The following is a 23739-nucleotide window of genomic DNA, read 5'->3' as shown; positions in this document are numbered from 1 at the left end:
CAGCCGCGGCATCCCTTGTGTGTAGGAGAAAACATTATGAAAAGAAAAGGCAAAATAATCATTGCAATCATCATTATTCTTTTGGCCGGTATTTATTACTATGTGACACTGCCGGCTGTCAATATTCATGCGTCTGGATTCTGGCTGTTTATTATCCTTCTGGCGGTGATCGTGCTGGCAGCATATATCCTTCGGAAACGGATGTATACACCCCAGGAGCTAAAGCACAGTGGTATTGTGAAAATACTGGGAGGCATTGCCCTGGTGATCGTAGCTGCATATCTGATCGGCAGTATCCTGTCGTCACCGATCATTAATGCAAATAAATATCAGAAGCTGGTATCACCGGAAACACGTAACTTTACCGAGGATATCGAACAGATCAGCTATAATCAGATTCCCCTTCTTGATAAGGACAGCGCGGAACTTCTTGGAAACAGGAAAATGGGAAATATGGTGGATATGGTTTCTCAGTTTGAAGTCAGCAGCATTTATTCACAGATTAATTATAACGGTGATCCGGTGCGCGTAAGTCCTCTGGAATATGCAAGTCCGATCAAATGGCTGACGAATCAGTCGGAAGGAATCCCGGCGTATATTAAAATTGATATGGCGACTCAGGATACGGAGCTCGTACGTCTGGATAAACCGATCAGATATTCTGAATCTGAATATTTTAACCGGAACATATACCGGCACCTGCGTTTTAAATTTCCAACGTATATCTTTGACCAGCTCAGCTTTGAGATTGATGATGATGGCGTCCCGTACTGGGTGTGTCCGGTGAAAAAATACAATATCGGTCTCTTCGGCGGTCAGACAATCGGTCGTGTTGTTCTGTGTAATGCACAGACCGGTGAGACGATCGATTACGCGATCGAAGACTGTCCGAGCTGGATTGACCGTGCATATCCCGCCGACCTGCTGATCGAACTTTACAATTATCACGGAAAGCTGGTAAATGGTTTCTTTAACAGTATCTTTGGACAGAAAGGATGTCTTAAGACAACTGACGGATACAACTATCTGGCGATGGATGATGATGTCTGGGTCTATACCGGCATTACGTCTGTCAGCAGTGACCAGTCCAATGTAGGATTTGTTCTGATGAATCAGAGGACCATGGAAACCAGGTACTATGAGGTGAACGGGGCGGAAGAATATTCTGCAATGGCATCGGCGGAAGGACAGGTACAGAATCTGGGTTATCATGCGGCATTTCCGCTTCTGCTCAACACCCACAATGAGCCGACGTACCTGATCGCGCTGAAGGACGATGCAGGTCTGGTGAAAAAATATGCGATGGTTAATATTCAGAAGTATCAGATCGTAGCTATCGGAGACACGGTTTCCGCGTGTGAAGAGAATTATATCAGACTCCTCGGAAGCAGCGGAATCACCGCTGACGAAGACGGCACGTATGAGTCTGAGACCGTCAAGGGGACCATCAGCCGGATGGCGCAGAGTGTCATAGATGGTAATTCACACTTCTATGTGGTGCTTGAGAATGACGGCAAGATCTATGATGTGCCGGTTGTGGATTTCATGGAGATTGTCGGTTACGACGTGGGTGATTCGATCGAACTGGAATATGTGGAAGGCGATCCCGTGTGCACGGTCATGAATATCCTTTCGTAACTGCTTGACAAACACGATGGACCTGAGTAAAATTATTTACAGATTTTACCCTCAGCTGGCAAAGATGCATGCGTCTTTGCCAGCTGAGGGTGTACGAATATTGTGGGCAAACCCCGGGAGGAAAAAATAAATGGCAGTACCTTATAACCACAGAGCGATCGAGACAAAGTGGCGCGAAAACTGGGAGAAACATCCCGTGAATGTTGATGACGGAAAAAAAGAAAAGTATTATTGTCTGGATATGTTTCCGTATCCGTCCGGAAACGGGCTTCATGTCGGACATTGGAGAGGATATGTAATTTCCGATGTGTGGAGCCGTTACAAGATACTGAACGGCTACTACCTGATTCATCCGATGGGATGGGATGCATTCGGACTGCCGGCAGAGAATTATGCCATTAAGATGGGCGTTCATCCGGCCAGGTCCACGGCAGAGAATGTCAGCAATATCAAAAAGCAGATCAATGACATTGCTGCGATCTATGACTGGGATATGGAAGTCAACACGACGGACCCTGAATTCTATAAATGGACCCAGTGGATTTTCGTGAAAATGTTCAAAGAAGGACTGGCATACGAAAAAGAGTTTCCGATCAACTGGTGTCCGTCCTGCAAGACAGGCCTTGCCAACGAAGAAGTGGTAAACGGCAGGTGTGAACGCTGCGGGGAAGAGGTGACGAAGAAAAATCTGCGCCAGTGGATGCTGAAGATTACCGCATATGCGGACCGTCTGCTGAATGACCTGGATAAGCTTGACTGGCCGGAAAAAGTTAAGAAGATGCAGTCTGACTGGATCGGCAAATCCTACGGCGCGGAAGTTGATTTCCCGGTTGACGGACGCGACGAGAAGATCACGGTGTATACGACAAGACCGGATACACTTTACGGTGCGACCTTTATGGTACTGGCTCCGGAACATTCGCTGGCGGCTTCGCTGGCGACAGAAGATCAGAGGGCGAAAGTAGAAAAATACATCTGCGATGCGTCCATGAAATCAAACGTTGACAGGCTTCAGGATAAAGAAAAGACAGGCGTATTTACCGGAAGCTATGCCATCAATCCGCTGAACGGTGAAAAGACTCCGATCTGGCTGTCTGATTACGTATTGGCAGACTACGGTACCGGTGCGATTATGTGTGTTCCGGCACATGACGACCGTGACTTTGAGTTTGCGAAGAAATTTGACATTCCGATCGTTCAGGTTATCGCAAAGGACGGCGTGGAGATCGAAAACATGACGGAGGCTTACACGGAGGCCGCGGGAACCATGATCAATTCCGGTGAATGGAATGGCATGGAGTCCGCAGTGCTGAAAAAAGAGGCACCACATATTATCGAAGAGCGTGGTCTTGGAAAAGCCACTGTGAATTACAAGCTGCGTGACTGGGTATTCTCCAGACAGCGTTACTGGGGAGAACCGATTCCGATCATTCACTGCCCGAAGTGCGGCAATGTGCCGGTTCCGGAAGAAGAACTCCCGCTTCGCCTGCCGGAGGTAGATTCCTATGAGCCGACAGGAACAGGAGAGTCACCGCTAGCCGGCATCGATGAATGGGTGAACTGCAAATGTCCGGTCTGCGGCGCAGATGCAAAACGCGAGACAAATACCATGCCTCAGTGGGCAGGTTCCTCCTGGTACTTCCTGCGCTATGTGGACAGCAAAAACACAGAAGAACTCGTATCCAAAGAAAAGGCACATAAATACCTGCCGGTTGATATGTATATCGGCGGTGTGGAACACGCTGTTCTTCATCTGCTGTATTCCAGGTTCTATACAAAATTCCTGTATGACATCGGGGCTGTTGATTTTGAAGAACCGTTCACAAAACTGTTTAACCAGGGCATGATCACCGGAAAAAATGGTATTAAGATGAGCAAGTCCAAGGGAAATGTCGTATCACCGGATGATCTTGTGCGTGATTACGGATGTGATTCCCTGCGTATGTATGAACTGTTTGTAGGTCCGCCTGAACTTGATGCCGAGTGGGATGACCGTGGAATCGACGGTGTCTACCGTTTCCTGAACCGTTTCTGGAAGCTGGCAGCCGACAGTTTTGAAGCCGGTGTTGCCGAGACGAAGGAGATGGTAAAACTGCGCCATAAGCTGGTATTTGACATTACGCAGCGTCTGGAGAGCTTCAGCCTGAATACGGTAATCTCCGGTTTCATGGAATATAACAATAAGTTTATCGAACTGGCAAAGAAGACAGGCGGTATTGATAAAGAAACGATGGAGACATTCATCGTCCTGCTCGCTCCATTTGCACCGCATATCACAGAAGAGCTGTGGGAAGTGTACGGGCATGCGGAATCTGTATTTGAGAGCCGCTGGCCGAAGCACGATGAAGAAGCCATGAAGGACGATGAGATCGAAATTCCGGTTCAGATCAACGGAAAGACCAGAGGCGTGGTATCCGTTCCTGCTGATGTCTCAAAAGAAGACGCCATCGCCGCCGGCAAGGAAGTGATTGCGGACAAGCTGACCGGGAATATCGTGAAAGAGATCTATGTTCCCGGTAAGATCATTAACATCGTGCAGAAATAAGAACAAAAAAGTCTGCTATTTTTGAATATATGACGCATGGTCAATTAACATCATGTTTAAAAGGCTCGAAGTTTTATTTACTTCGGGCCTTTCAGTATGTTCATATTTTATTCAATATCCAATTCAATGGGTTCATCTAAATGCTCAGATACATATTTTCCGTTCTTTTTCCGCTGACGTACACATTCTGTAAGCAAATACTCGATCTGTCCATTCACGGAACGGAAGTCATCTTCTGCCCAGGCTGCGAGGGCATCATACAACTTTACCGAAAGTCTCAGCGGTATCTGTTTTTTCTTTGCATCTGCCATGTTAATACAGACTGCCCGAATTCACGATGGGCTGTGCATCATGGCTGCCACAGAGCACAACCAGAAGATTAGATACCATTGCAGCCTTTCTCTCTTCATCTAAATCTACCACTTGATTTTCATTCAGGCGTTCCAGCGCCATTTCTACCATGCCGACAGCACCGTCGACGATCATCTTTCGGGCATCAATGATCGCAGAAGCCTGCTGCCTTTGAAGCATTACAGCAGCGATCTCAGGGGCATAAGCCAGATAAGTAATACGGGCTTCGATCACTTCAAGACCTGCATCCGTTACTTTTTTCTGTATCTCATCCCGGATGCGCGAAGCCACGATCTCGCTGGAACCTCTGAGACTTCCCTCATCCGCGATGCCATCTCCTGTGGTATCGACATTCGGCGCTACATCGTAAGGATAATTACGTACGATATTTCTGAGAGCCCCGTCACACTGCAGAGAAAGATATTCTTTATAATTGTCGACATTAAAAACTGCCTGTGCAGTATCCACTACTCTCCACGTCACAGCGATGCCGATTTCAACAGGGTTGCCGAGACAGTCATTGATTTTCTGACGGTTGTTATTCAGAGTCATGATTTTCAGTGAGAGTTTCTTATTAACACTTTCGGTATTTATTGCACTGCCATTGATTGATAATGAAAGCGGATGTTTTTCTCCGTTGTCAACATCGCCGCTTTGATTTAATTTTGTTTTGGCTGCCGGATTGACACTCGTGCTGAAAGGATTGACAAAGTAAAATCCTGCGTCTTTGAGTGTACCGGTATATTTTCCGAACAAGGTCAGAACCAGTGCTTCCTGAGGTTTCAGGACTTTAAGGCCCATCAGCGGAAACCATCCAATCGTCAGCCAAACAATAGATACGATCAGTACGGCAGCTGTCATCCCTTTGCTGACCATGATTCCCCCGAAGATGCATCCTGCCACAGCTGCCAGATAGAGCAAAACTGTAAGAATCAATGCCGGCATCCCATTCTTTCTGTTTGATAATACTTTTTCTTTCATAATAAATCCTCCGTTTATGTTGATATCAATATGATATCATAAAGGTATTAAAAAGTCAATGTGCTAAATCTTTGATTTCATAACAAAAAAGCTGGTTGATTCATTTATTTGCTGGCTTGTATCAATGAAATGTAGTAAACTTAATTTATATGAGAAGTGTAACCGGGGAAAACGTTACCTTAAGAATATTGAATACAACAAATGATGGGAGAGCGAATCGAAATGAAACTTATGATTGCATCGGATATCCATGGTTCTGTGTATTACTGCAAAGAAATGCTGGAGGCATATGAAAGAGAACAGGCGGACAGACTGCTTTTGCTGGGAGATATTTTATATCATGGACCCAGAAATGATCTTCCAAAAGATTATGCGCCAAAACAGGTGATCACGATGCTGAACGACAGAAAACAGCAGATTTTCTGTGTGCGGGGCAACTGCGATACCGAAGTTGACCAGATGGTATTGGAATTTCCGATGATGGCAGATTACTGTATCATCCAGGTGGTCCCGCGGCTGATCTATGCGACGCATGGACACATTCACCATACGGGCAATTTGCCCCCACTGCAGCCGGATGATATTCTCCTGCACGGTCACACCCATATCCCGGCGTGGGAGACTTTTGGAAACCACAACCTTTATCTGAATCCGGGTTCTGTCTCAATTCCCAAAGCCGGCAGCACGCACAGCTATATGATACTGGAGAACAGCAGCGCAGAGTGGAAGACGATGGATGGAAGTATCTATCACGAAATGAAATTGTAAGGTGACAGGAGGACTGGATTGCCCGTATGGCATTTTCGTGTTATGATAAAAATAACTATAGCAGGGAAAGAGGTGTTGTTATGAATTTACATTATTCAGATGTGGAACAAATTAAGAATCTGCTGGACAACTATTTTGAAGCAGTGAAACATGCGGATATCGAAAGCCTCAAAACCATTTTTTCAGAAGAGGCTGCCATGTACGGATATCTGGGAGATGTCTGCTTATCCGGTACTCCCGAGCCATTTTTCCAGGATCTTGCCTCCAAACCATCCATGGCAGAACAGGGGACAGACTGCCGGTATGTCGTTACCTCTGTTCATGTGACAGGTAAGATAGCCACGGCATCCATCGCAGTCGATAATTTTTTTGGTGCAGCATACGTGGAAGACTATTTCCACCTGGTAAAGTCGGATGACACCTGGAAGATCGTATGTAAAACTTTTACGACGTTATAGAGTAATACCAGGTCAGAAACGGAGGAACAGGCATATGGAACGCAGCCCGGTTAAAATATTTACCGCACAGGATAATCTGCAGGCGGAGATGATTTTGAATGAGTTAAAAGACAGCGGAATTCCCGCATACAAGAAGGATTTGGGAAACGCGGGGATTCTGAATATATACGCAGGCAATTCAAAATATGGCGAGGACATTTTTGTGGCGGATACGGATGTTCAGCAGGCGCTCCAAATCTTAGAAGGTATGGGGCTGGTATAGAGTAGTTACCTGGAAATAATCCGGGCGGGTAAGTCCCAGATGACTGCCCGCCTGTTATATTTTGGCATGAGATGAACATAGACAGATAACAGGAGGACTATGCTATGGCGGTGATTCTGATCGCGGAAGATGAAAAAGAGATGCAGAGCATTATTGTTGATTTCTTAAAACGGGGCGGTCATTCCTGCATTCCTGCCGATGACGGTATTGATGCGGTCACCATCCTGAAGCATCATCCGGTGGATTTGGTCATCCTGGATATCATGATGCCGCACATCGACGGTTTTGCGGTCTGCCGTCTTGCGCGGGAAATGTTCGATATACCGATTATTTTCCTGACAGCTAAAAGTGACGAGGATGATAAGCTGAAAGGATATGAATACGGTGCGGACGACTATATGACGAAACCTTTCAGTCCCAAAATTCTTCTGGCAAAAGTGAATGCATTACTGCGCCGTTCTAAAATGTCTGACCCAAAAGATGTGCTTATGGCGGGTGAGATTGTACTGCAGCCGGTATCCCACACCGTTACCGTATCCGGAGAAGCTGTCGGATTAACGCATAAAGAGTATGAGCTGCTGCTGTTTTTTATCAGAAATAAAGATCAGGTATTTTCCAGGGAACAGCTGCTGAACCGTATCTGGGGTTATGATTTCGAGGGAAGTACGAGAACTGTCGATACGCATATAAAAACATTGCGTCAAAAGCTTGGAAGTGAGGGACGTCATATTGTTACGCTGATACGCTCCGGCTATAAATTCGAGGTATGATGATGGAAAACAAGAAAATGTTCCGAGAGCTGAATACGATCCGGAAGAAGGTCCTGCTGCTCTCAAAACTGACCGGCGGAACAATTGTGATATTTTACCTGATCACTTCGGAGCTGCCGGCAGATCACAACATAGCTTTCTGGAGCTGGTTTATCTTAATGATTGGTGTGATCCTTGGGGTTGACTTTCTGCTGGGAAAAATGATCTCAAAACCACTGAAAGAGATCAGGGATACCGCCCGAAGGATGGCAGAGCTGGATTTTACCGCACACTGTATGATTCACACGAAAGACGAATTCGGTGAGCTGTCACAGAGCCTGAACAAAATGTCTGCTAATCTGCAGGAGGCGCTGGAACAGAGAAAAGAACTGGCGGACAGTCTGTCGCATGAGATGAAGACACCGCTCGGTCTGATCAGGGCCTATACGGAAGGGTTAAAGGAGGAGACGGATGAACAAAAGAAACTGCAGTACATGGATTCCATCCTGTCGGCTGCGGACCGCATGAACGATCTGCTCGTCTCGCTGCTTGATCTCTCCGCACTGGAGGTAGGTGCTGCAAAATTTACAGAGGAACGTTTTGATTTTATAGAACTTGCAGAGACCGTTGCCGGACGTTCATTGCTCGACGCACCGGGGATCCATTTTAGTTTTTCTTATGAACTGCCGGAACAAAAAGTGTTTGTCCTGGCGGATAAGCACCGCATGGAACAAGTAGTGGGCAATCTTATAGAAAACGCGAAAAAGTATGTTCGTCCGGGTGGGGAAATCAGGCTGAGGATTACATGCGCAGAACGGCATCTTGATTTCTCCATATTTAATCATGGAGATGCAATACCTGAAAGGGAACTGCCCAGGATATGGGAAAAGTTTTATCGCGGAGAGAACTCTGCAAGCGGCGGTTCCGGATTGGGACTTGCCATGGCTGCTCAGATTCTTTCCCTGTATCATGCTCCTTACGGAGTCCGAAATCACGCGGACGGAGTGGAATTTTACTTTCGTTTTTCAACAATTTTATAAGGTCATAACGGCGCCCCCGGCTCTTCAATACAGAGCAGAGGGTTTTTTTTTCACCTGGATTTCACAGCGCCCGCACTTTGAATTCACCGCGGCTTTCTATACTAACCGTATCAAATTAAAAGGAGGTCGATGTGAATATGATCTTAGGTATGGAGTGGTATTGGTGGCTGGTCATTGTCATTGCAGCTGCGATCTGTATTCCTCTGAAAATTAAATTTGTAAAGTGGTGGGGAAGGCGGCAGGAGAAAAACAAAACATGCAGTCGTGATAAATGGGGTGGAATGGAATGATAAGGGTCAATGATTTAACGTTTGCTTATCGGAAAAACAAACAGACACTTCACGGTCTGACATTTACGGTATCGGAAGGAGAAATTTTCGGATTTCTGGGTCCAAATGGTTCCGGAAAATCCACAACACAGAAGATTTTAACGGGTGTTCTTAAAGGCTACGGCGGTCATGTTCAGGTATTCGGACAGGAGCTGCCGCATGAGAGAAAAAAATTCCAGGAAAAAACGGGGGTGCTTTTCGAATTTCCATATCTGTATACAAATCTGAGTGCACTCGACAATCTTAATTATTTTGCATCTTTCTATCCCGGGGAACAGTGCAGGGATGCCAGGGAGCTGCTGGATCAACTGGAATTTAAGAGAGATTATCTGAAAAAGCCGGTTGCCTCCTATTCGAAAGGCATGAGGCAGCGTGTCAGTATGGCAAGGGCGCTGATTAATAATCCAAAACTGTTGTTTCTGGATGAACCGACAAGCGGGCTCGACCCCGCAGGGGCGGTACTTTTCCGCAGCATCATACGAGAAGAAAAAGAGAAGGGGACCACCATCTTTTTGACGACGCATAATATGATGGATGCAGACCTGTTGTGCGACCGTGTTGCGTTTATTGCTGATGGGGAGATTAAAGCGTTGGGCGCGCCCTGGGAACTGAAAAGAAAAAACAGCAGCCTTTCCCAGGAACCAACTCTGGAAGATGTGTATATGAAGTACACCGGGAGGGGGCTGGAATGATGCGCAGAGTGTTTTTTTCACTGTTAAAAAAGGACTTCCGATTGATGCTGTCCAGCAAATTTCTGCTGCTCGCCGCAGGTTCTCTGATACTTTATTCCTGCTATATCAATTTTGTCTTTGTGAATACAGACCAGGACATTTATCCGGTCTATCTGTATGACCCTTACAATACGCAGGAGACGGTGTCTGAAAATGTGGTCATGGCTGCCGGCATGGATGAACTGAAAGAGGCCTGTGCGGATGGGTATGCTGTCGGCATCGACGCTTCCGGCGGCAGCCCGGAAATCTATATGGTATCATCCGGCGTGTATAGTACGGACAATTACCGGGCGGCCTGGGCGCTGTCCAGATTGAGTCCCGAACACGAAAAACGGGCGGATCTCATCGGCGCTGACAGCAAGGAGATGAAAAACCGCAGGGAGATCACGGCAGAAGTTCTGTTTTTTGAACTGGCTGCTGTCGGTTTTCTGGGACTGGCGTCCATGCTGTTTAAGGAAAAACAGATGGGTGTGATCCGGGTTCACGGCATACTCCCGGTGAGTACTGCAGCGTTTATACTGTCGAAGTTATGCATTTTCCTGATGTCTGACCTGGTGTTTGTCATCTTCCTGACGCTTGTCAACCTCGGAGCGCAGGAGGGAACAGCGGTACTGCCCGCCGTGCTGGTACAATCCGGTATTTTGTCTCTGATCATGGCGCTCGTTGGTTTTCTGTGTGCGGTGCGGCTGCCTGATTTTAAACAGTTTTCACTTTTATATCTGGTGCTCGCTGTATTTATCACGACACCGGTGTTTCTCGCAGGACAGACCGGGGCTGCGCGGAGCCTGATCAGGTATCATCCAATGTATCATATGTTCATGGCAGTCAAGAACGCATACTTTCTGGTCCCGTCTGCATCTGGCATCTATTATTTTTCCTGTGCGGCAGCTGTTGTTCTGCTGTATTGCCTGGTGCACAGGGCACTTGTTCATGAGATGGTAAAGGAGGGATAATGTGACTGGACTGAGATATCAGCTGAAAAATGTCTGGCGGGATAAAATGTGTATTCTGACGTTTCTGCTGCCAATCGCTGCGGCATTTGCCATCAATCTGTTGTCAGGTGTCGGTTTCTCATCTGTCTATGAGATATCGTTTGGCATTCTCACAGATGATCTCCGTGAGGAGTGTAGTGCCTGGCTGGAAAGCAACGGACGCGTGACCGTATTTGATACGACAGAGTCGTTATACGACGGTGTCAATGATCCGGCAACTCAGATGATCGGCGTTCTTTCGGACGGCGATGGAATCAAAACGCTTCTCTCCGGGGATGAACTGAGGATAAATACCGTTATCGCTGATACGCTTCCCGGGCTTTTCGAGAATCGTGATGGGGTAGATGCGTCCGACAGGACAGTCATTCCTGCGGGAGGAAGCAGCGACAGCCTGAAATCACTTCTGGTCGTGATCACGCTGGTCACTGCCATGTTCATGGGGTGTACGTTTAATGCGATGAGTATGATCGGTGAAAAAGAAGACGGGATCACCTTTATCAACGAGATACTGCCGATATCGGCAGCAGATTATATGATCCAGAAAATAATACTGGGGTTCGCCGGAGGCATACTGTCGGCAGCGGCTGCAGCGGTTATCTGCATGAGAATTGAAGTCCGGCAGCTCATTCCCTTCGTATGCGTGCTCATCCTGTCGGCATTCCTTGCAGCGCTGACAGGGCTGTTTATCGGGCGTATTTCGGGGGGACTGATGATCGGTATCATTTATATTAAGATTTTCATGCTCCTGTATATTGCGCCTCCTATCATGTTCTATCTGATCATCCCTTCAGACAGCACTGCGAGGATATGGACATATCTGCTGCCTTCCAGCGCAGCATTTTACGGTCTGATGGATCTGCAGGCCGGACAGACTCAGGAGGTGTGGACTGCACTGGCTGCACTGCTTGTGCACTGTGTGGTCTGGACTGTGATTTACCTGGGCTCCAATACATTATACAGCCGGAATTCACATTTTTATAAAGGTCGCAGCAGCACTGAAAGATAAATGAGCAGTCCGGACATTTCAAAGGACTTTTGCGTGTGCAAAAGTCCTTTGTCATTTTGATTTGAGATAAGAACCTGAAGCATGATACTTAACACAGGAGGCAGAACAGATACTGTCCAGTATTACACGAAATGGCTGTTGAAACGATTTAAAGAAGGCTATGTGCTTTCGCGTAACCCGCTGTTTCCCAATAAGGTTACCCGCTATGAATTAACTCCGGACAAGGTTGATTGCGTCGCATTTTGCTCCAAGGATTACGAGCCGATACTAAATGATCTGACAGATATTACGAGCCGATTCAACACCTATTTTCACTATACCATTACCGCTTATGGTAAGGATATTGAACCCGGTGTGCCGGACATTGAAAAAAGTATGGAAACGCTGAAGAAACTGTCGGCTATTGTCGGAAAACAGCGTGTTGCATGGCGGTATGACCCTGTGCTGCTGACAGAAAAATATACGATTCAAACTCATCTGAATACTTTTGAGAAGATGGCAAAGGAACTTGCTCCTTTCGTTGAGCGCTGCATTTTCAGCTTTGTAGAGATGTATAAAAAGCTGGAAACAAATATGCCGGAGCTGATACTGCTCTCAGATATGGACAAGGCTGCCCTGGCAAAAGGTTTAGGTGAGACGGCCGCCAAATATGGTTTATACATTCAGACCTGCGGAACAAACGGTGATTATTCGCAATATGGGATACATTCTTCCGGGTGTCTGACACTTGATATTCTTGGCGGTGCAAACGGTGTTGTGTTCAGGGACTTGAAGCATAACGGAATGCGCCAAGGCTGCCATTGCATTGAAAGTCGGGACATCGGTGCCTACGATACCTGCATGAATGGCTGTAAATACTGCTACGCAAACAAGAACCCAAAGAGAGCATTTGAAAATTACAGGTACCACGATCCGGATTCTCCGCTTCTTCTGGGGCATTTGAAGAAAACAGATGCCGTTTGTCAAGGGGCGCAAAAGACCTACTTAAACAGCGGAATCATCTGCGGGCAGCAGGTATTAAAATTGTAAAAGAATTTCTCCGGTATTCCGTAATAGTATTGTGCTTCTGCTGGGTGCTGTCTTTGTATTTGTTTTTGTCTACGGATTCCGGCTTTCAAAACATCTTGGAAGGATTACAAAAAGTATCAGAAACATCCGTGTGCGTATCTATACACCGCTTGAAGAGAAAGGTTCATTCAGCAAGGTCTATACTGCCCTGAACGAAATGGACCGTGAAATTCGCTACAGTGATAATCTGCAGGAAGAAACCGAAAGGGTGCGCAGGGAATGGATTACGAACATAACCCATGATGTGAAAACGCCTCTTTCCCCTATTAAAGGATTTGCGGAACTGCTCGCCAAAAATCCAGTGCCGGATAACAAGACGGTACAGGAATACGGAGAAATTATCAATGATCCCGCTTTTTCCTTTTGCCGTATTCCTTGTATATCCTATAATTGCTGCAAAGAGAATCCGGAACGAAGAGAGAGTGCTTGAAAACGGATTACAGGGGTATACCGGATGATCTGCTGTCTGAGTATAGTTGTTCCTGCAGTGCCCCAATGAATTTTTCGGCAGGTTTTGACAGTACCTGATATTTCTTCCAGATAATACTCATCTCACTTTCAAGAGGTGGGTTTAGTGGACGGAAACAAAGATTACTGTCACCAGTCGTATTGATAATTCTGTCAAAGGTAATTGCATATCCAAGACCTTCATCCACCATTAAGGAAGCATTGAATATAAGATTATAAGTAGCTGCGATGTTTAAATCAGAGGTTTTTCGTTTTATCCACTGTGTGACACTTCCGCCTTTATCCTCCTGCTGTGAAAAGATCAAGGGCTTGTCCCATAAATCCTTTGGAGTAATAGATTCTTTCTGTGCCAGAACTGAATCTTTCCGCATGAGAACACCCCAGACATCCCTGGCAGGCATTTTCAGTGCATCAAATCTTGTCAAATCTATGTTGGTAAATACCAGACCGAAATCAATCAGTCCTTTTTCCAGACGTTCTGTGACAAATTCAGAATTTCCGCTGGATATATGATAATGAATGCCGGGATGGGATTGCTGCAGTTTTTTTGCAGTTTTTGCAATCAGGCGTATTGCATCTGTCTCGCCGGCTCCGATATAGATATCACCCACAGTGATATCGTTGGCGACGGTTATTTCTTTCTCTGTCTTTCTAACCAGATCCAGTATCTCTTCTGCGCGTTTCCGCAAAATCATTCCTTCTTCAGTCAGTGTGACTTTCCGTGACCCTTTGTTTCCGCGAATCAAGAGCTGTTTTCCCAATTCTTCTTCCATATTTTTAATCTGGGTTGAAAGAGTAGGCTGTGAAAGGTGCAGTGACTGGGCTGCCCGCACAATGCTCTGCTCCCTGGCAATTGCCAAAAAATACTGAAGTACCCGTAATTCCATATGACATCCCCTTAATTTTATATAATATTGTTATGATTCTTTATATCAGTTAGGCTAAGTTCTAAGGTAAGTCTAACATAAAAATAAATAGGTTTCAACTATACATAACAATCAAATATAAATATTTGCTATTGTATGGCGGCCAAATTATACTATACATAGAGCAGAAATAATGTAGGAGGTGCTGCACAATTAATGATAAATTCAGAATCCAAAGAAGAGTTAGTACAAAACCTGAGGGATGCCGGGTGTGGGATGGAAACCATTCAAGATTTTCTTTTATATCTGGACGAAAATCAGAAAGAGAAACAACTGGAACTGTTGGAAAAGCACAGGAGACGGCTTCTGAGCAACGTGCATAGGGAAGAGAAGAAGATTTACTGTCTGGACTATCTAGTATACCAAATTAAAAAATGAGGAGAAGAAAAAATGAAAAAGAATATTTTAATCATTTCAACCAGTCTGCGAAAAGGGAGCAATTCAGAACGTTTGGCTGATGAATTTATGAGCGGGGCCAAGGCAGCGGGTCATTCTGTAGAGAAGATAGAAATCCGAGATAAAAAGATTGATTTCTGCCGGGGCTGTCTTGCCTGTCAGCACACAGGAAAATGTGTCATTGGAGATGATGCCAATACCATTGCCGGGAAAATGCTGACGGCAGATGCAATCGTATTTGCCACGCCTGTTTATTATTACGAGATGAGCGGGCAGATGAAAACCATACTCGACCGGGCTAACCCGCTTTATTTTGCAGATTACAGGTTCCGGAAAATTTATCTGCTGGCAACAGCGGCAGACGAATATGAGGATGCTGTGAACGGAGCGCTTACAGGGCTGAACGGATGGATTTCCTGTTTTGAAAAAGCGTCTCTTGCAGGAACCGTATTTGCAGGCGGAGTGGATAAATCGGATGAGATGGAACAACATCCGGCTCTGGAAAAAGCATATCGTATGGGAAAAGGAGTATAAGCTGGAGCTTATAAAAGGAAAAAGGAGATTGAAAATCATGGAAGCAAAAATGTTAGAAGGAAAAGTTGCGGTTATTACCGGGGCAAGCTATGGAATGGGACAGACCATGGCGGAACTTTTTGCAGAGGAAGGTGCCAGTGTTGTCCTGACCGCCAGAGGAAAGGCGAAACTGGATCAGGCAGTAGAGGGAATTTGCAAAAGGGGTGGAAAGGCAATTGGAATTGTTGCGGATACCTGTTCCACGGCAGACACAAAGAAGGTTATGGAGAAGGCAATAGAGACTTTTGGAGACTTGGATATCCTGATTAATAACGCAGGAATCGGCGAACAGAAGATGATTGACGAGACCGATGATGAATGGATGATGCAGGTAATGAACACCAATCTGGGAGGACCGATGAGGTATATCAGAGAAGCATTAAAGATATTCATGCCTAAAAATGAAGGGATCATTATAAATATTTCTTCTGTAAATGGAAACCGTCCTTTCTGCGGCGCAACTTATACTTCTACAAAAGGCGCATTGAACACGTTGACAAAAAATGTGGCAATGCGGCTGATCGATACAAATATCAGGTGTAACGCCGTAGCACCCGGGGCAACAATCACACCGGCACACCTTGCCAACAAGGCGGGAGAGCAGCCGGGAGGAAATGAAATGCTGAAATACAGCGGCCATTATGTTTATTTTCCGGGTCCGGAATGTGAAGCAATGGATCAGGCATATGCCTGCCTGTATCTGGCCAGCAAGATGGGCAGAGCTGTCCGTGGGCAGGTGCTGCAGGTCTGCAATGGTGCGTTTCTGTAAAATGATAATCTCTGCACAAGGATGGTAAAACAAGATGCAATATAAAGAATATAAGGATGGTATCCGCATTTCCAGACTGGGTATGGGAGTTATGAGACTGCCAGTAGAAGATCAGGATGATTCAAAGATTCAGTATGAGAAAGCAAAAGCAATTATTGACTGCTGTATGAAGAGTGGCATCAACTATTATGATACCGCTTATATCTATCATGGAGGCAAGTCAGAAGAGTTTTTAGGCAGGGCATTAGCTGAATACACACGCAGTAGTTTCTATTTGGCGGATAAATTCAATCTGCAGGCAAACCCGGATTACCGTGCACAATTTGCGCAGCAGTTGGAACGGCTTCAAATGAAATATATTGATTTTTATCTCCTGCATGGGATTCAGGATAGTTTTGCGGATACCATGTTAGCGTGTGGTTGTATAGCCTATTTCGACACCATGAAAAAACAAGGGAAAATCAAATATCTTGGTTTTTCTTATCATGGCAGTCCGGAAAAACTTTTGGAAATATTAAAAGCCTATCCGTGGGATTTCGTACAAATCCAGTTAAATTATTATGACTGGTATTATGGAGACGCAAAGCAGTTATATGAAATATTGGCTAAAGCGCAAATTCCGGTTATGGTCATGGAGCCAGTTCATGGAGGAATGCTTGCAAATCTGAAGGAAGAGGCAGGCAGAGAATTAAAGGCAGCAACGCCGGAGGCGTCTCTGGCTTCCTGGGCAATGAGATGGGCGATGGATCTTGAAAATGTACAGGTTGTTTTAAGTGGGATGAGTGATGAAGCTCAGGTATTTGATAACATAGATACCTTTGAAAAAGCAGTCCCCCTTACAGGAGAAGAACAAGAAAAAATAAAAACGGCTGCAAGGATTCAGTATTCTGCCTTGGCGGTAGCATGTACAGGCTGCCGTTATTGCTGTCCGGATTGTCCCATTGGATTGGATATTCCCTTACTGCTTAAATCTTACAATGAAGCAAAACTTGGTGGTGCATGGCGCCTCAATAGTTTAAAAGCTGTCGTACAAGAAAAGCAGCCAGCTGCCTGTGTGGGATGCGGTTCTTGCAAAGAACACTGCCCACAGGGATTTGACATTCCAAAATACATGGATGAAATGAAAGCTATGATGGGCAGCATTTAGTTTACAAAATGTTTATCTTTATGCGAGAAATCCTTTATCCACGTATGCTAACCTGTAATTCTGAGTGAAAGTAAAACAGGGATTTGATGTAATCGAAGTAAAGACAAAGGAAGAATACTGGGGAAAAGCCTATACACTGCTTGAGACAGGATGCCGGATCCAGTAAAAATACGGGATAAAGGAGAGTATTTCATTGACAATTAAGAAAAAGATCAGGCTGTCCAATATTATGATGGTTTTAATACCGATTATATTTACAGCAATCGTAATCAATGTCTGTCTGCATACATCGCTTGGCAGTTTCTGGTATACATTGGAAGCTATGTACAGTGATGAGAACAGCATACAGTTTGCCCAGAGCATGATTTATACTTATCAGCAGGAGCTGTGGGAGAATAACTGGGGGCAGGGGGAACATACGGATACATCAGGCGAAATCAGGAAAAGTGATGAGATGTATCATCTGGAGAATAAACTGTCCGGAATGGGATATCAGTTCATGATTACGAAAAATGAAAAACTGATTTATACAAACCTTACGGAAGAGGATATGCAGGCCGCCCGTTCGGTGGCAGGGGATTCCATTGACACAGCAAAGACATTGACTGCCAGCAGACATGAAGTATCCGTTATAAAAAACACATTTTACCGCGGTGAAAAGACATTCTGTATTACGGCAGTCCACCGCCAGAAGACGGATCAGGGCGTGGTGAATTACCTGAAAAATTATATTCTCAGATACCTGTATGGGATTATCCTCTTCTTCATTGTATTGACGCTGCTTGTAAATGGGTTCACATCCTGGTGGATATCCGGAAGTATCTTAAAGCCTTTGAGACAGCTCAGCATGGGTACAAAAGAGATTCGGGAGGGGAATCTGGATACCCGGATAGAATACCGGAAAAAAGATGAATTTGGACAAGTATGCATGGATTTTGAAGAAATGCGGGCTTACCTGAAGGAATCTGTAGAACAGCGTCTGGGAGACGAAAAAAAGACGCGCTCTTATCACAGGGATTTCCCACGATCTGCGCACACCCCTGACCTCCATCAGTGGCTATCTGGATGATCTGGTGGAGGGGATTGCTGACACTCCGGAAAAAAGAATGCGCTACCTGCAGGCGATTCAGACCAGAACTGGAAATCTGGTGAGCCTGGTAGACAGCCTTTCTGAGTACAGCAGGCTGGATAATGGATTTCGGTATCATATGGAGGCGTCAGACTTCAGGGAGTTTGTGGAGCACTATCTGGAAACCTTAAGACCTGACGCAGAACAAAAAGCTTCGCAGTGCGTTAGACAGGTGGATTCAGGGGCTTCAGAATCATATCTTATTTTTAATGAAAAGGTGTAAATACGGACAAATTTTTTTGAAATGATATTGACACGGTGTCAGAATGGTGCTATATTACGAGTGGTGACATGGTGTCAGAATAGAAACGAACTCATTGTTACATATGATTGGAGGAAAGTAAAGATGAAAAAACCCAACATTATTTGTCATATGATGACATCAATTGATGGGAGAATTGACTGTGAAATGGTTGGACAGCTGACGGGTGTGAAGGAGTATTACACTACGCTGGAAGAATTAAACCTGTCTTCTACGCTGAGCGGCAGGGTGACGGCACAATTGGAACTGGCAATGCCGGGGGTATTTCAAGCTGGGAAAAGCGAGTTATTCGGGAAAGAGGGATTTTCCAAAAAGGTTGAAGCGGATGGCTATGAGGTCATCGTGGATACGAAGGGAACGCTGTTATGGGAAGACGATACGGAAGCAATTAAGCCACATGTAATCATCACCAGTGAACAGGTTTCCATAGAGTATCTGGAATACCTTGATACAAGAAATATCTCATGGATTGCCTGTGGCAGAGAGAAAATCGACCTTGCCAGAGCTATGGAAATACTTATAGAGAAATTTGGAGTAGAAAGACTGGGGATTGTTGGCGGACCGGCTATCAACAGTGCATTCCTCGATGCCGGATTATTAGATGAAATCAGCATTTTGATTGGCTTAGGGATTGATGGGAGGCAGGGGATGCCGGCAGTATTTGATGGATTCTCTAAAGATAAAGAACCTATTCCAATAGAGTTAAAGACCGTCAAAACATATGAAAACGGTGCGGTATGGCTCCGGTATCAGACCTCAAAATAAGAATAGCAGGTTTTTGAAACATAACGTAAATGTCGAAATTTTAAAGGAGAATTTAGAATGGATAAGAAAATATTAATCGCATATTTTTCAGCAAGCGGTGTAACTGCCCGTGTAGCAAAAGAAATGGCGGAGGCGATAGGAGCGGATCTTTATGAGATTGCTCCGGTGCAGCCTTATAGCTCCGCTGATTTGGACTGGATGGACAAAAAAAGCCGCAGCACAGTGGAAATGAATGATCCAGACTGCCGTCCAGCCATTGCAAAACCTGTGCAGGACATGAATCAGTATGACACAGTCATGATTGGTTTCCCTGTATGGTGGTATGTAGAACCCCGTATTGTAGATACGTTCCTTGAAAGCTACGACTTTTCAGGAAAAACATTAATTGCGTTTGCTACTTCCGGCGGCAGTGGAATCGGCAAGGCTGAAGATAGTATGAAAGCGCATTGTCCGGATGCAAATTGGGCGAAGGGAAAATTATTGAATGGTTCCGATGCAGCAAAATGGGCAAAACGTATTCTTAACTCATAAGCACTTTTTATTTAGTTGTTTCTTTGAATTGACGCAGTGTCAGAAAGTGTCTATAATGAATTTCAGAAACGGCTGGATTTTCACATAACAGAACAAAACAGCCAGCCGGGAAAGAAGGAACAGCTATGCCAAAAGGCTCAGAAGAATTAACAAATGCAAGAAAAGAAGAGATTATTAATGCCTGTGCTTCTCTTTATGAGACGATGGGATTCAAAGATATTACAATTCGGGACATCGGTGCCAAGACCTCGTTTACCCGTACTTCCATCTATAATTATTTTCAGACAAAAGAAGAAATTTTTTTGGCGCTGCTGGAACGGGAACACAGATTATGGATTGCGGATTTAAAAGAAATTGCCCGAACAAATAGTTCCTTATCTGTCGATGGCTTTGCGGATAAACTGGCACGCACATTGGAAAAGAGGGGATGCATGCTTAAGCTGATGTGCATGAATCTCTACGATATGGAAGGGAACAGCCGGATTGAAAATCTGGTATCGTTTAAAAAGGAGTATGCAAATGCTTTAAGGGCGATCAGCTGCTGTCTGGAAAAGTTTTTTCCATCTATGGGAGTGAATGATATTCAAGAGTTCCTCTATGCCCTTTTCCCGTTTTTGTTTGGGATTTATCCCTATACTTCCCATACAGAAAAGCAGATGGAGGCTATGCGGCTGGCTCATGTGGACTATGTACACTGCACTATTTATGAGCTTACGAAGCTCTTTGTTGTAAAAATCCTGCGACCCTTTGAGGGATAATCGTTAATATCCGCGAGCAACGAGCCAAAGTCAAGATTGCTTGGCCTTGGCGACTGCCGAGAGGGTCAAAGACCTCGCAGCTCGCTTCGGGGTCTTTGACTTCTTTATGGTTCAGAAGCGCAGGCAGAGCAGAAGGAGAAACAAATATATGAAAATAATGAGACAATTATCTGGTCTTTTCATCGTAGTATGCTTGATTTTCAGTATGACTGGCTGTGGTAACAGCAGCCCATTTGACGAAAATAATACAGATGTACAGGAATCCGGCGCAGAGCAGAGTACGGAAACTTCTGCCGTGGATGCGGAGCCGGATGCTGGAACAGATGTATTGGTTGCATATTTTTCAGCGACCGGTAATACAAAGGCAGCAGCGGAACGGATTGCAGAACTTACGGGAGGAGAGATCTATGAGATTGCTCCGGCTGATTCATATACGGAGGAAGACTTGGATTATAGTAATGACCAAAGCCGCACCTCACAGGAGATGGACAATCCGGACGTACGTCCGGAGATTGGCAGTGAGGACATTGTCATGGACGGATTTACTACGCTGTATCTTGGATATCCCATCTGGCATGGGCAGGCTCCGCGTATTATGAGTACCTTTGTGGAACATTACAATTTTGACGGACTTACGGTCATTCCGTTCTGTACTTCTGGAGGTAGCGGGATTGGCTCTAGCGCAGAGACGCTGGAAGATCTGGCCGGCAGTGGGAACTGGCTTGAAGGGGAACGATTTAACTCCGGTGTTTCCAAAGAGGAAGTGCAGACATGGATAGAGAATTTACAAGAATAAAGGAGAATTTCCATTATGAAACAAAGAATGATGAAAGCGGCCGTACTGACGGGACCGCAGAATATTGAGATTAAAGAAGTGCCGATTCCGACACTGAAACCCGGCGAAATTGAGATTAAGGTGTCCGCATGCGGTGTATGTGGAAGTGATGTACATATGTGGAAGTCCGGAAAAGGCTGGGGCAGGCAGGACGGCGATTTCATTATGGGCCATAAGTTCTGTGGTGTGGTTACAAATCCCGGGGACAGCCAGTTCAAAGAGGGTGACAGGGTGACATTCTGGGCGAATCTGTATTGCGGAAAATGCGATATGTGCGGGGCAGGGCAGGAGCAGTTGTGTCGGGAGGTTAATGGCACTAACTATATCGGATTCGTGTGCAATGGGGCTTATGCCCAATACTATGTGGGTGAAGCGTCCAGAGCCTACTGCCTCCCGAATACAGTATCCGATACAGCCGCTGCGCTGATTGACCCGCTGATGGTTGCCTACCATGCCATCCGCCGCTCAGGAATCAAGCTTCATGACAAGGTTTTGGTTGTTGGCAGCGGCATCATAGGGCAGATGTTGGGCGAGCTGGCCAAGAAGGCAGGAGCTTCCTATGTGGCTATGTCAAAAGTAAATGATATTAAAATTCAAAAAGCAAAGGAGATTGGTATTTTTGATGAGTATTTTGATGGAACTGATTCGCAGCGGGCGTCTTCTTTCAAAAAAGCTACAGACGGCGGATTTGATATTGTGTTTGAGGCAGTGGGAGCCACAGATGCGCTGGCTGCCTGCATGGATGCAGTGCGGCCGGGCGGCAGGATCGTCATGATTGGAAATTCAATCGAACCGGAAATTTCCTTTGCGATGAACCGTGCTGTTTTACAGGAAATTGATTTGATGGGAAGTGTTTCCTGTACTCGGGAAGAGTTCGGGGAAACCATTGACCTGATAGCCAGCGGTATGATTGAACCGGAAAAATACGTAACAGAGGTGTTGCCCCTGGAACAGCTGCAGCAGGCGTTTGAACGTCAGATTACGGCAGACGATCCGGTGGTAAAAACTGTAGTAGGAATGAATTGAAAGAAGAACGCAACTAATTAAAAGATTTTTGACAGAAAGGAGAAGGGTATCATGTTAGGAAATTTTGTCTTTTCAAACCCTACAAAATTATATTTTGGGGAGGATTCTTTAGATTATTTAAATGAGGAACTACCAAAATATGGAAAGAACGTGCAGCTTGTATACGGCGGAGGTTCTATTAAGAAAAATGGAATCTATGACAAAGTAACTGCCATTTTAAAGGCCAACGGAAAAGAAATCTTTGAGGACGGAGGCGTTATGCCAAATCCGACGGTGGAAAAGCTCTATGAAGGTGTTCAGATTGCAAGAGACAATCAGGTGGACTTTATCCTGGCAGTAGGAGGCGGTTCCTGTTGTGATTATGCCAAAGCAGTTTCTATCTCTGTCAATTGCAAGGAAGACCCTTGGGAAAGATATTATCTGAATTTTGAGGATGTGGATGCTGACACAGGAGTAATACCGGTAGGCTGCGTACTGACGATGGTTGGCACAGGCTCGGAGATGAATGGCGGTGCAGTTATCACTAATCATGAAAGTAAATTGAAGATCGGGCATGTGTTTGGGGAACGTGTATTTCCGAAGTTTGCGGTATTGAATCCTACATTTACCTATTCGCTTCCGAAGTACCAGATGACTGCCGGTTTTTATGATATCATGAACCATATATGTGAACAGTATTTTTCCGGGGAGGATGACAATACATCCGATTATCTGATGGAAGGGCTGATGCGCTCACTCATCCACAGCAGCAGAATTGCAGTCAAAGAACTGGATAATTATGAGGCCAGAAGTAATATTATGTGGACAGCTACCTGGGCATTGAATACCCTTGTGGCAATGGGTAAATCTACAGATTGGATGGTACACATGCTTGGTCAGGCAGTGGGGGCTCATACAGACGCAACCCACGGAATGACTCTTTCCGCAGTATCGCTGCCATATTACCGTTATATCATGCCTTATGGGCTTTCAAAGTTCAAACGGTTTGCCATGAATGTATGGGGCATAAATCCGGAAGGAAAATCAGAGGAAGAGATAGCGGCAGAAGGATTAAATGCCATGGAGGCATGGATGAAAGAAATCGGGGTAGTTATGAACATCCGTGAGCTTGGCGTGACAGAAGACATGCTGGATGGACTTGTGAAGAGTACCCTTGTTATGGAAGGTGGATATAAGGTGCTGACACAGGAAGAAATCAAGAAGATTTTCGAGGAAAGTATGTAGCAGTAAATGTCC

The 23739-nt window shown here is 45.3% G+C and carries 28 protein-coding genes; 25 read left to right on the top strand and 3 right to left on the bottom strand.

What is annotated here, in order from left to right; all coding sequences use genetic code 11:
* Window positions 1–36 precede the first annotated feature (36 nt).
* Both MCG98_RS13000 and leuS read left to right on the top strand, forming a co-directional pair.
* The gene (locus MCG98_RS13000; RefSeq protein WP_240302369.1) at window positions 37–1638 is read left to right on the top strand and encodes a CvpA family protein; all 1602 of its coding nucleotides are present in this window, start codon (window positions 37–39) and stop codon (window positions 1636–1638) included.
* Window positions 1639–1768: 130 nt separating this feature from the next.
* Window positions 1769–4183: a leucine--tRNA ligase gene (gene leuS, locus MCG98_RS12995; RefSeq protein ID WP_240302368.1), complete on the top strand. Its 2415-nt coding sequence runs from the start codon at window positions 1769–1771 to the stop codon at window positions 4181–4183.
* A 107-nt stretch (window positions 4184–4290) separates the two neighbouring features.
* Here the strand turns inward: leuS and MCG98_RS12990 are convergent, their stop codons facing one another.
* Both MCG98_RS12990 and MCG98_RS12985 read right to left on the bottom strand, forming a co-directional pair.
* Window positions 4291–4494, bottom strand: coding sequence for a PTS ascorbate transporter subunit IIC (locus tag MCG98_RS12990; protein ID WP_240302367.1), 204 nt, complete (start codon window positions 4492–4494; stop codon window positions 4291–4293).
* Between the two features lies 1 nt (window position 4495).
* Window positions 4496–5515, bottom strand: a complete 1020-nt coding sequence (locus MCG98_RS12985; RefSeq protein WP_240302366.1) for an SPFH domain-containing protein — start codon at window positions 5513–5515, stop codon at window positions 4496–4498.
* Between the two features lie 222 nt (window positions 5516–5737).
* Here MCG98_RS12985 and yfcE point away from each other — a divergent pair, with 222 nt between their 5' ends.
* The 11 genes from yfcE (at window position 5738) to MCG98_RS12930 (ending at window position 13348) form a co-directional block, all read left to right on the top strand.
* The gene (gene yfcE, locus MCG98_RS12980; protein WP_240302365.1) at window positions 5738–6283 is read left to right on the top strand and encodes a phosphodiesterase; all 546 of its coding nucleotides are present in this window, start codon (window positions 5738–5740) and stop codon (window positions 6281–6283) included.
* Window positions 6284–6363: 80 nt separating this feature from the next.
* A complete protein-coding gene (locus MCG98_RS12975) occupies window positions 6364–6741 on the top strand; it encodes a nuclear transport factor 2 family protein (RefSeq protein ID WP_240302364.1) in 378 nt (125 codons plus the stop codon).
* 34 nt (window positions 6742–6775) lie between these two features.
* The gene (locus MCG98_RS12970; RefSeq protein WP_240302363.1) at window positions 6776–7003 is read left to right on the top strand and encodes a DUF2007 domain-containing protein; all 228 of its coding nucleotides are present in this window, start codon (window positions 6776–6778) and stop codon (window positions 7001–7003) included.
* 104 nt (window positions 7004–7107) lie between these two features.
* On the top strand, window positions 7108–7773 hold the full coding sequence (locus tag MCG98_RS12965; protein ID WP_240302362.1) for a response regulator transcription factor: 666 nt from the start codon (window positions 7108–7110) through the stop codon (window positions 7771–7773).
* Window positions 7774–7775: 2 nt separating this feature from the next.
* Entirely contained in the window at window positions 7776–8792 is a 1017-nt protein-coding gene (locus MCG98_RS12960) for a HAMP domain-containing sensor histidine kinase (RefSeq protein WP_240302361.1), read from the top strand.
* Between the two features lie 131 nt (window positions 8793–8923).
* Window positions 8924–9082 (top strand): hypothetical protein, encoded by a 159-nt coding sequence (locus tag MCG98_RS12955; protein ID WP_240303485.1) that lies wholly within the window; start codon window positions 8924–8926, stop codon window positions 9080–9082.
* The gene (locus MCG98_RS12950) at window positions 9079–9813 is read left to right on the top strand and encodes an ABC transporter ATP-binding protein (protein WP_240302360.1); all 735 of its coding nucleotides are present in this window, start codon (window positions 9079–9081) and stop codon (window positions 9811–9813) included. The genes MCG98_RS12955 and MCG98_RS12950 overlap by 4 nt, the downstream gene beginning before the upstream one ends.
* On the top strand, window positions 9810–10805 hold the full coding sequence (locus tag MCG98_RS12945; RefSeq protein WP_345891661.1) for an ABC transporter permease: 996 nt from the start codon (window positions 9810–9812) through the stop codon (window positions 10803–10805). Before MCG98_RS12950 ends, MCG98_RS12945 begins: the two co-directional genes overlap by 4 nt.
* Window position 10806: 1 nt before the next feature.
* Window positions 10807–11850 (top strand): ABC transporter permease, encoded by a 1044-nt coding sequence (locus MCG98_RS12940; protein WP_240302359.1) that lies wholly within the window; start codon window positions 10807–10809, stop codon window positions 11848–11850.
* 81 nt (window positions 11851–11931) lie between these two features.
* Complete coding sequence (locus MCG98_RS12935; RefSeq protein ID WP_240302358.1) at window positions 11932–12879, top strand: DUF1848 domain-containing protein; 948 nt, start codon at window positions 11932–11934, stop codon at window positions 12877–12879.
* Between the two features lie 31 nt (window positions 12880–12910).
* Window positions 12911–13348: a histidine kinase dimerization/phospho-acceptor domain-containing protein gene (locus MCG98_RS12930; RefSeq protein WP_240302357.1), complete on the top strand. Its 438-nt coding sequence runs from the start codon at window positions 12911–12913 to the stop codon at window positions 13346–13348.
* A 7-nt stretch (window positions 13349–13355) separates the two neighbouring features.
* Here MCG98_RS12930 and MCG98_RS12925 read toward each other — a convergent pair whose 3' ends face one another.
* Window positions 13356–14273 (bottom strand): LysR family transcriptional regulator, encoded by a 918-nt coding sequence (locus MCG98_RS12925; RefSeq protein ID WP_240302356.1) that lies wholly within the window; start codon window positions 14271–14273, stop codon window positions 13356–13358.
* 195 nt (window positions 14274–14468) lie between these two features.
* Here MCG98_RS12925 and MCG98_RS12920 point away from each other — a divergent pair, with 195 nt between their 5' ends.
* The 12 genes from MCG98_RS12920 to MCG98_RS12865 all read left to right on the top strand — a co-directional run bounded on the left by MCG98_RS12920 (window position 14469) and on the right by MCG98_RS12865 (window position 23727).
* Window positions 14469–14690 (top strand): hypothetical protein, encoded by a 222-nt coding sequence (locus MCG98_RS12920; protein WP_240302355.1) that lies wholly within the window; start codon window positions 14469–14471, stop codon window positions 14688–14690.
* 12 nt (window positions 14691–14702) lie between these two features.
* Window positions 14703–15242 carry a flavodoxin family protein gene (locus MCG98_RS12915; RefSeq protein ID WP_240302354.1) on the top strand — a complete coding sequence of 180 codons (540 nt, stop codon included), beginning with the start codon at window positions 14703–14705 and terminating at the stop codon, window positions 15240–15242.
* Between the two features lie 37 nt (window positions 15243–15279).
* Complete coding sequence (locus MCG98_RS12910; protein ID WP_240302353.1) at window positions 15280–16050, top strand: SDR family NAD(P)-dependent oxidoreductase; 771 nt, start codon at window positions 15280–15282, stop codon at window positions 16048–16050.
* Between the two features lie 34 nt (window positions 16051–16084).
* Complete coding sequence (locus tag MCG98_RS12905) at window positions 16085–17197, top strand: aldo/keto reductase (protein WP_240302352.1); 1113 nt, start codon at window positions 16085–16087, stop codon at window positions 17195–17197.
* Window positions 17198–17390: 193 nt separating this feature from the next.
* Window positions 17391–18266 (top strand): HAMP domain-containing protein, encoded by an 876-nt coding sequence (locus MCG98_RS12900; protein WP_240302351.1) that lies wholly within the window; start codon window positions 17391–17393, stop codon window positions 18264–18266.
* Entirely contained in the window at window positions 18205–18549 is a 345-nt protein-coding gene (locus MCG98_RS12895; RefSeq protein ID WP_345891723.1) for a histidine kinase dimerization/phospho-acceptor domain-containing protein, read from the top strand. The genes MCG98_RS12900 and MCG98_RS12895 overlap by 62 nt, the downstream gene beginning before the upstream one ends.
* A gap of 123 nt (window positions 18550–18672) precedes the next feature.
* Window positions 18673–19353: a dihydrofolate reductase family protein gene (locus tag MCG98_RS12890; protein ID WP_240302350.1), complete on the top strand. Its 681-nt coding sequence runs from the start codon at window positions 18673–18675 to the stop codon at window positions 19351–19353.
* A gap of 57 nt (window positions 19354–19410) precedes the next feature.
* Entirely contained in the window at window positions 19411–19884 is a 474-nt protein-coding gene (locus MCG98_RS12885) for a flavodoxin (protein ID WP_240302349.1), read from the top strand.
* Between the two features lie 125 nt (window positions 19885–20009).
* On the top strand, window positions 20010–20642 hold the full coding sequence (locus MCG98_RS12880) for a TetR family transcriptional regulator (protein WP_240302348.1): 633 nt from the start codon (window positions 20010–20012) through the stop codon (window positions 20640–20642).
* 148 nt (window positions 20643–20790) lie between these two features.
* Window positions 20791–21438, top strand: a complete 648-nt coding sequence (locus MCG98_RS12875) for a flavodoxin (protein ID WP_240302347.1) — start codon at window positions 20791–20793, stop codon at window positions 21436–21438.
* A 15-nt stretch (window positions 21439–21453) separates the two neighbouring features.
* The gene (locus MCG98_RS12870; RefSeq protein ID WP_240302346.1) at window positions 21454–22503 is read left to right on the top strand and encodes a zinc-binding dehydrogenase; all 1050 of its coding nucleotides are present in this window, start codon (window positions 21454–21456) and stop codon (window positions 22501–22503) included.
* 51 nt (window positions 22504–22554) lie between these two features.
* Window positions 22555–23727 (top strand): iron-containing alcohol dehydrogenase, encoded by a 1173-nt coding sequence (locus MCG98_RS12865; RefSeq protein WP_240302345.1) that lies wholly within the window; start codon window positions 22555–22557, stop codon window positions 23725–23727.
* The last annotated feature ends 12 nt before the right edge of the window (window positions 23728–23739 follow it).

Source organism: Ruminococcus sp. OA3, from assembly GCF_022440845.1.
Classification (GTDB): Bacteria; Bacillota; Clostridia; order Lachnospirales; family Lachnospiraceae; genus Ruminococcus_G.
This window is presented reverse-complemented; position numbering and strand designations above follow the sequence as displayed.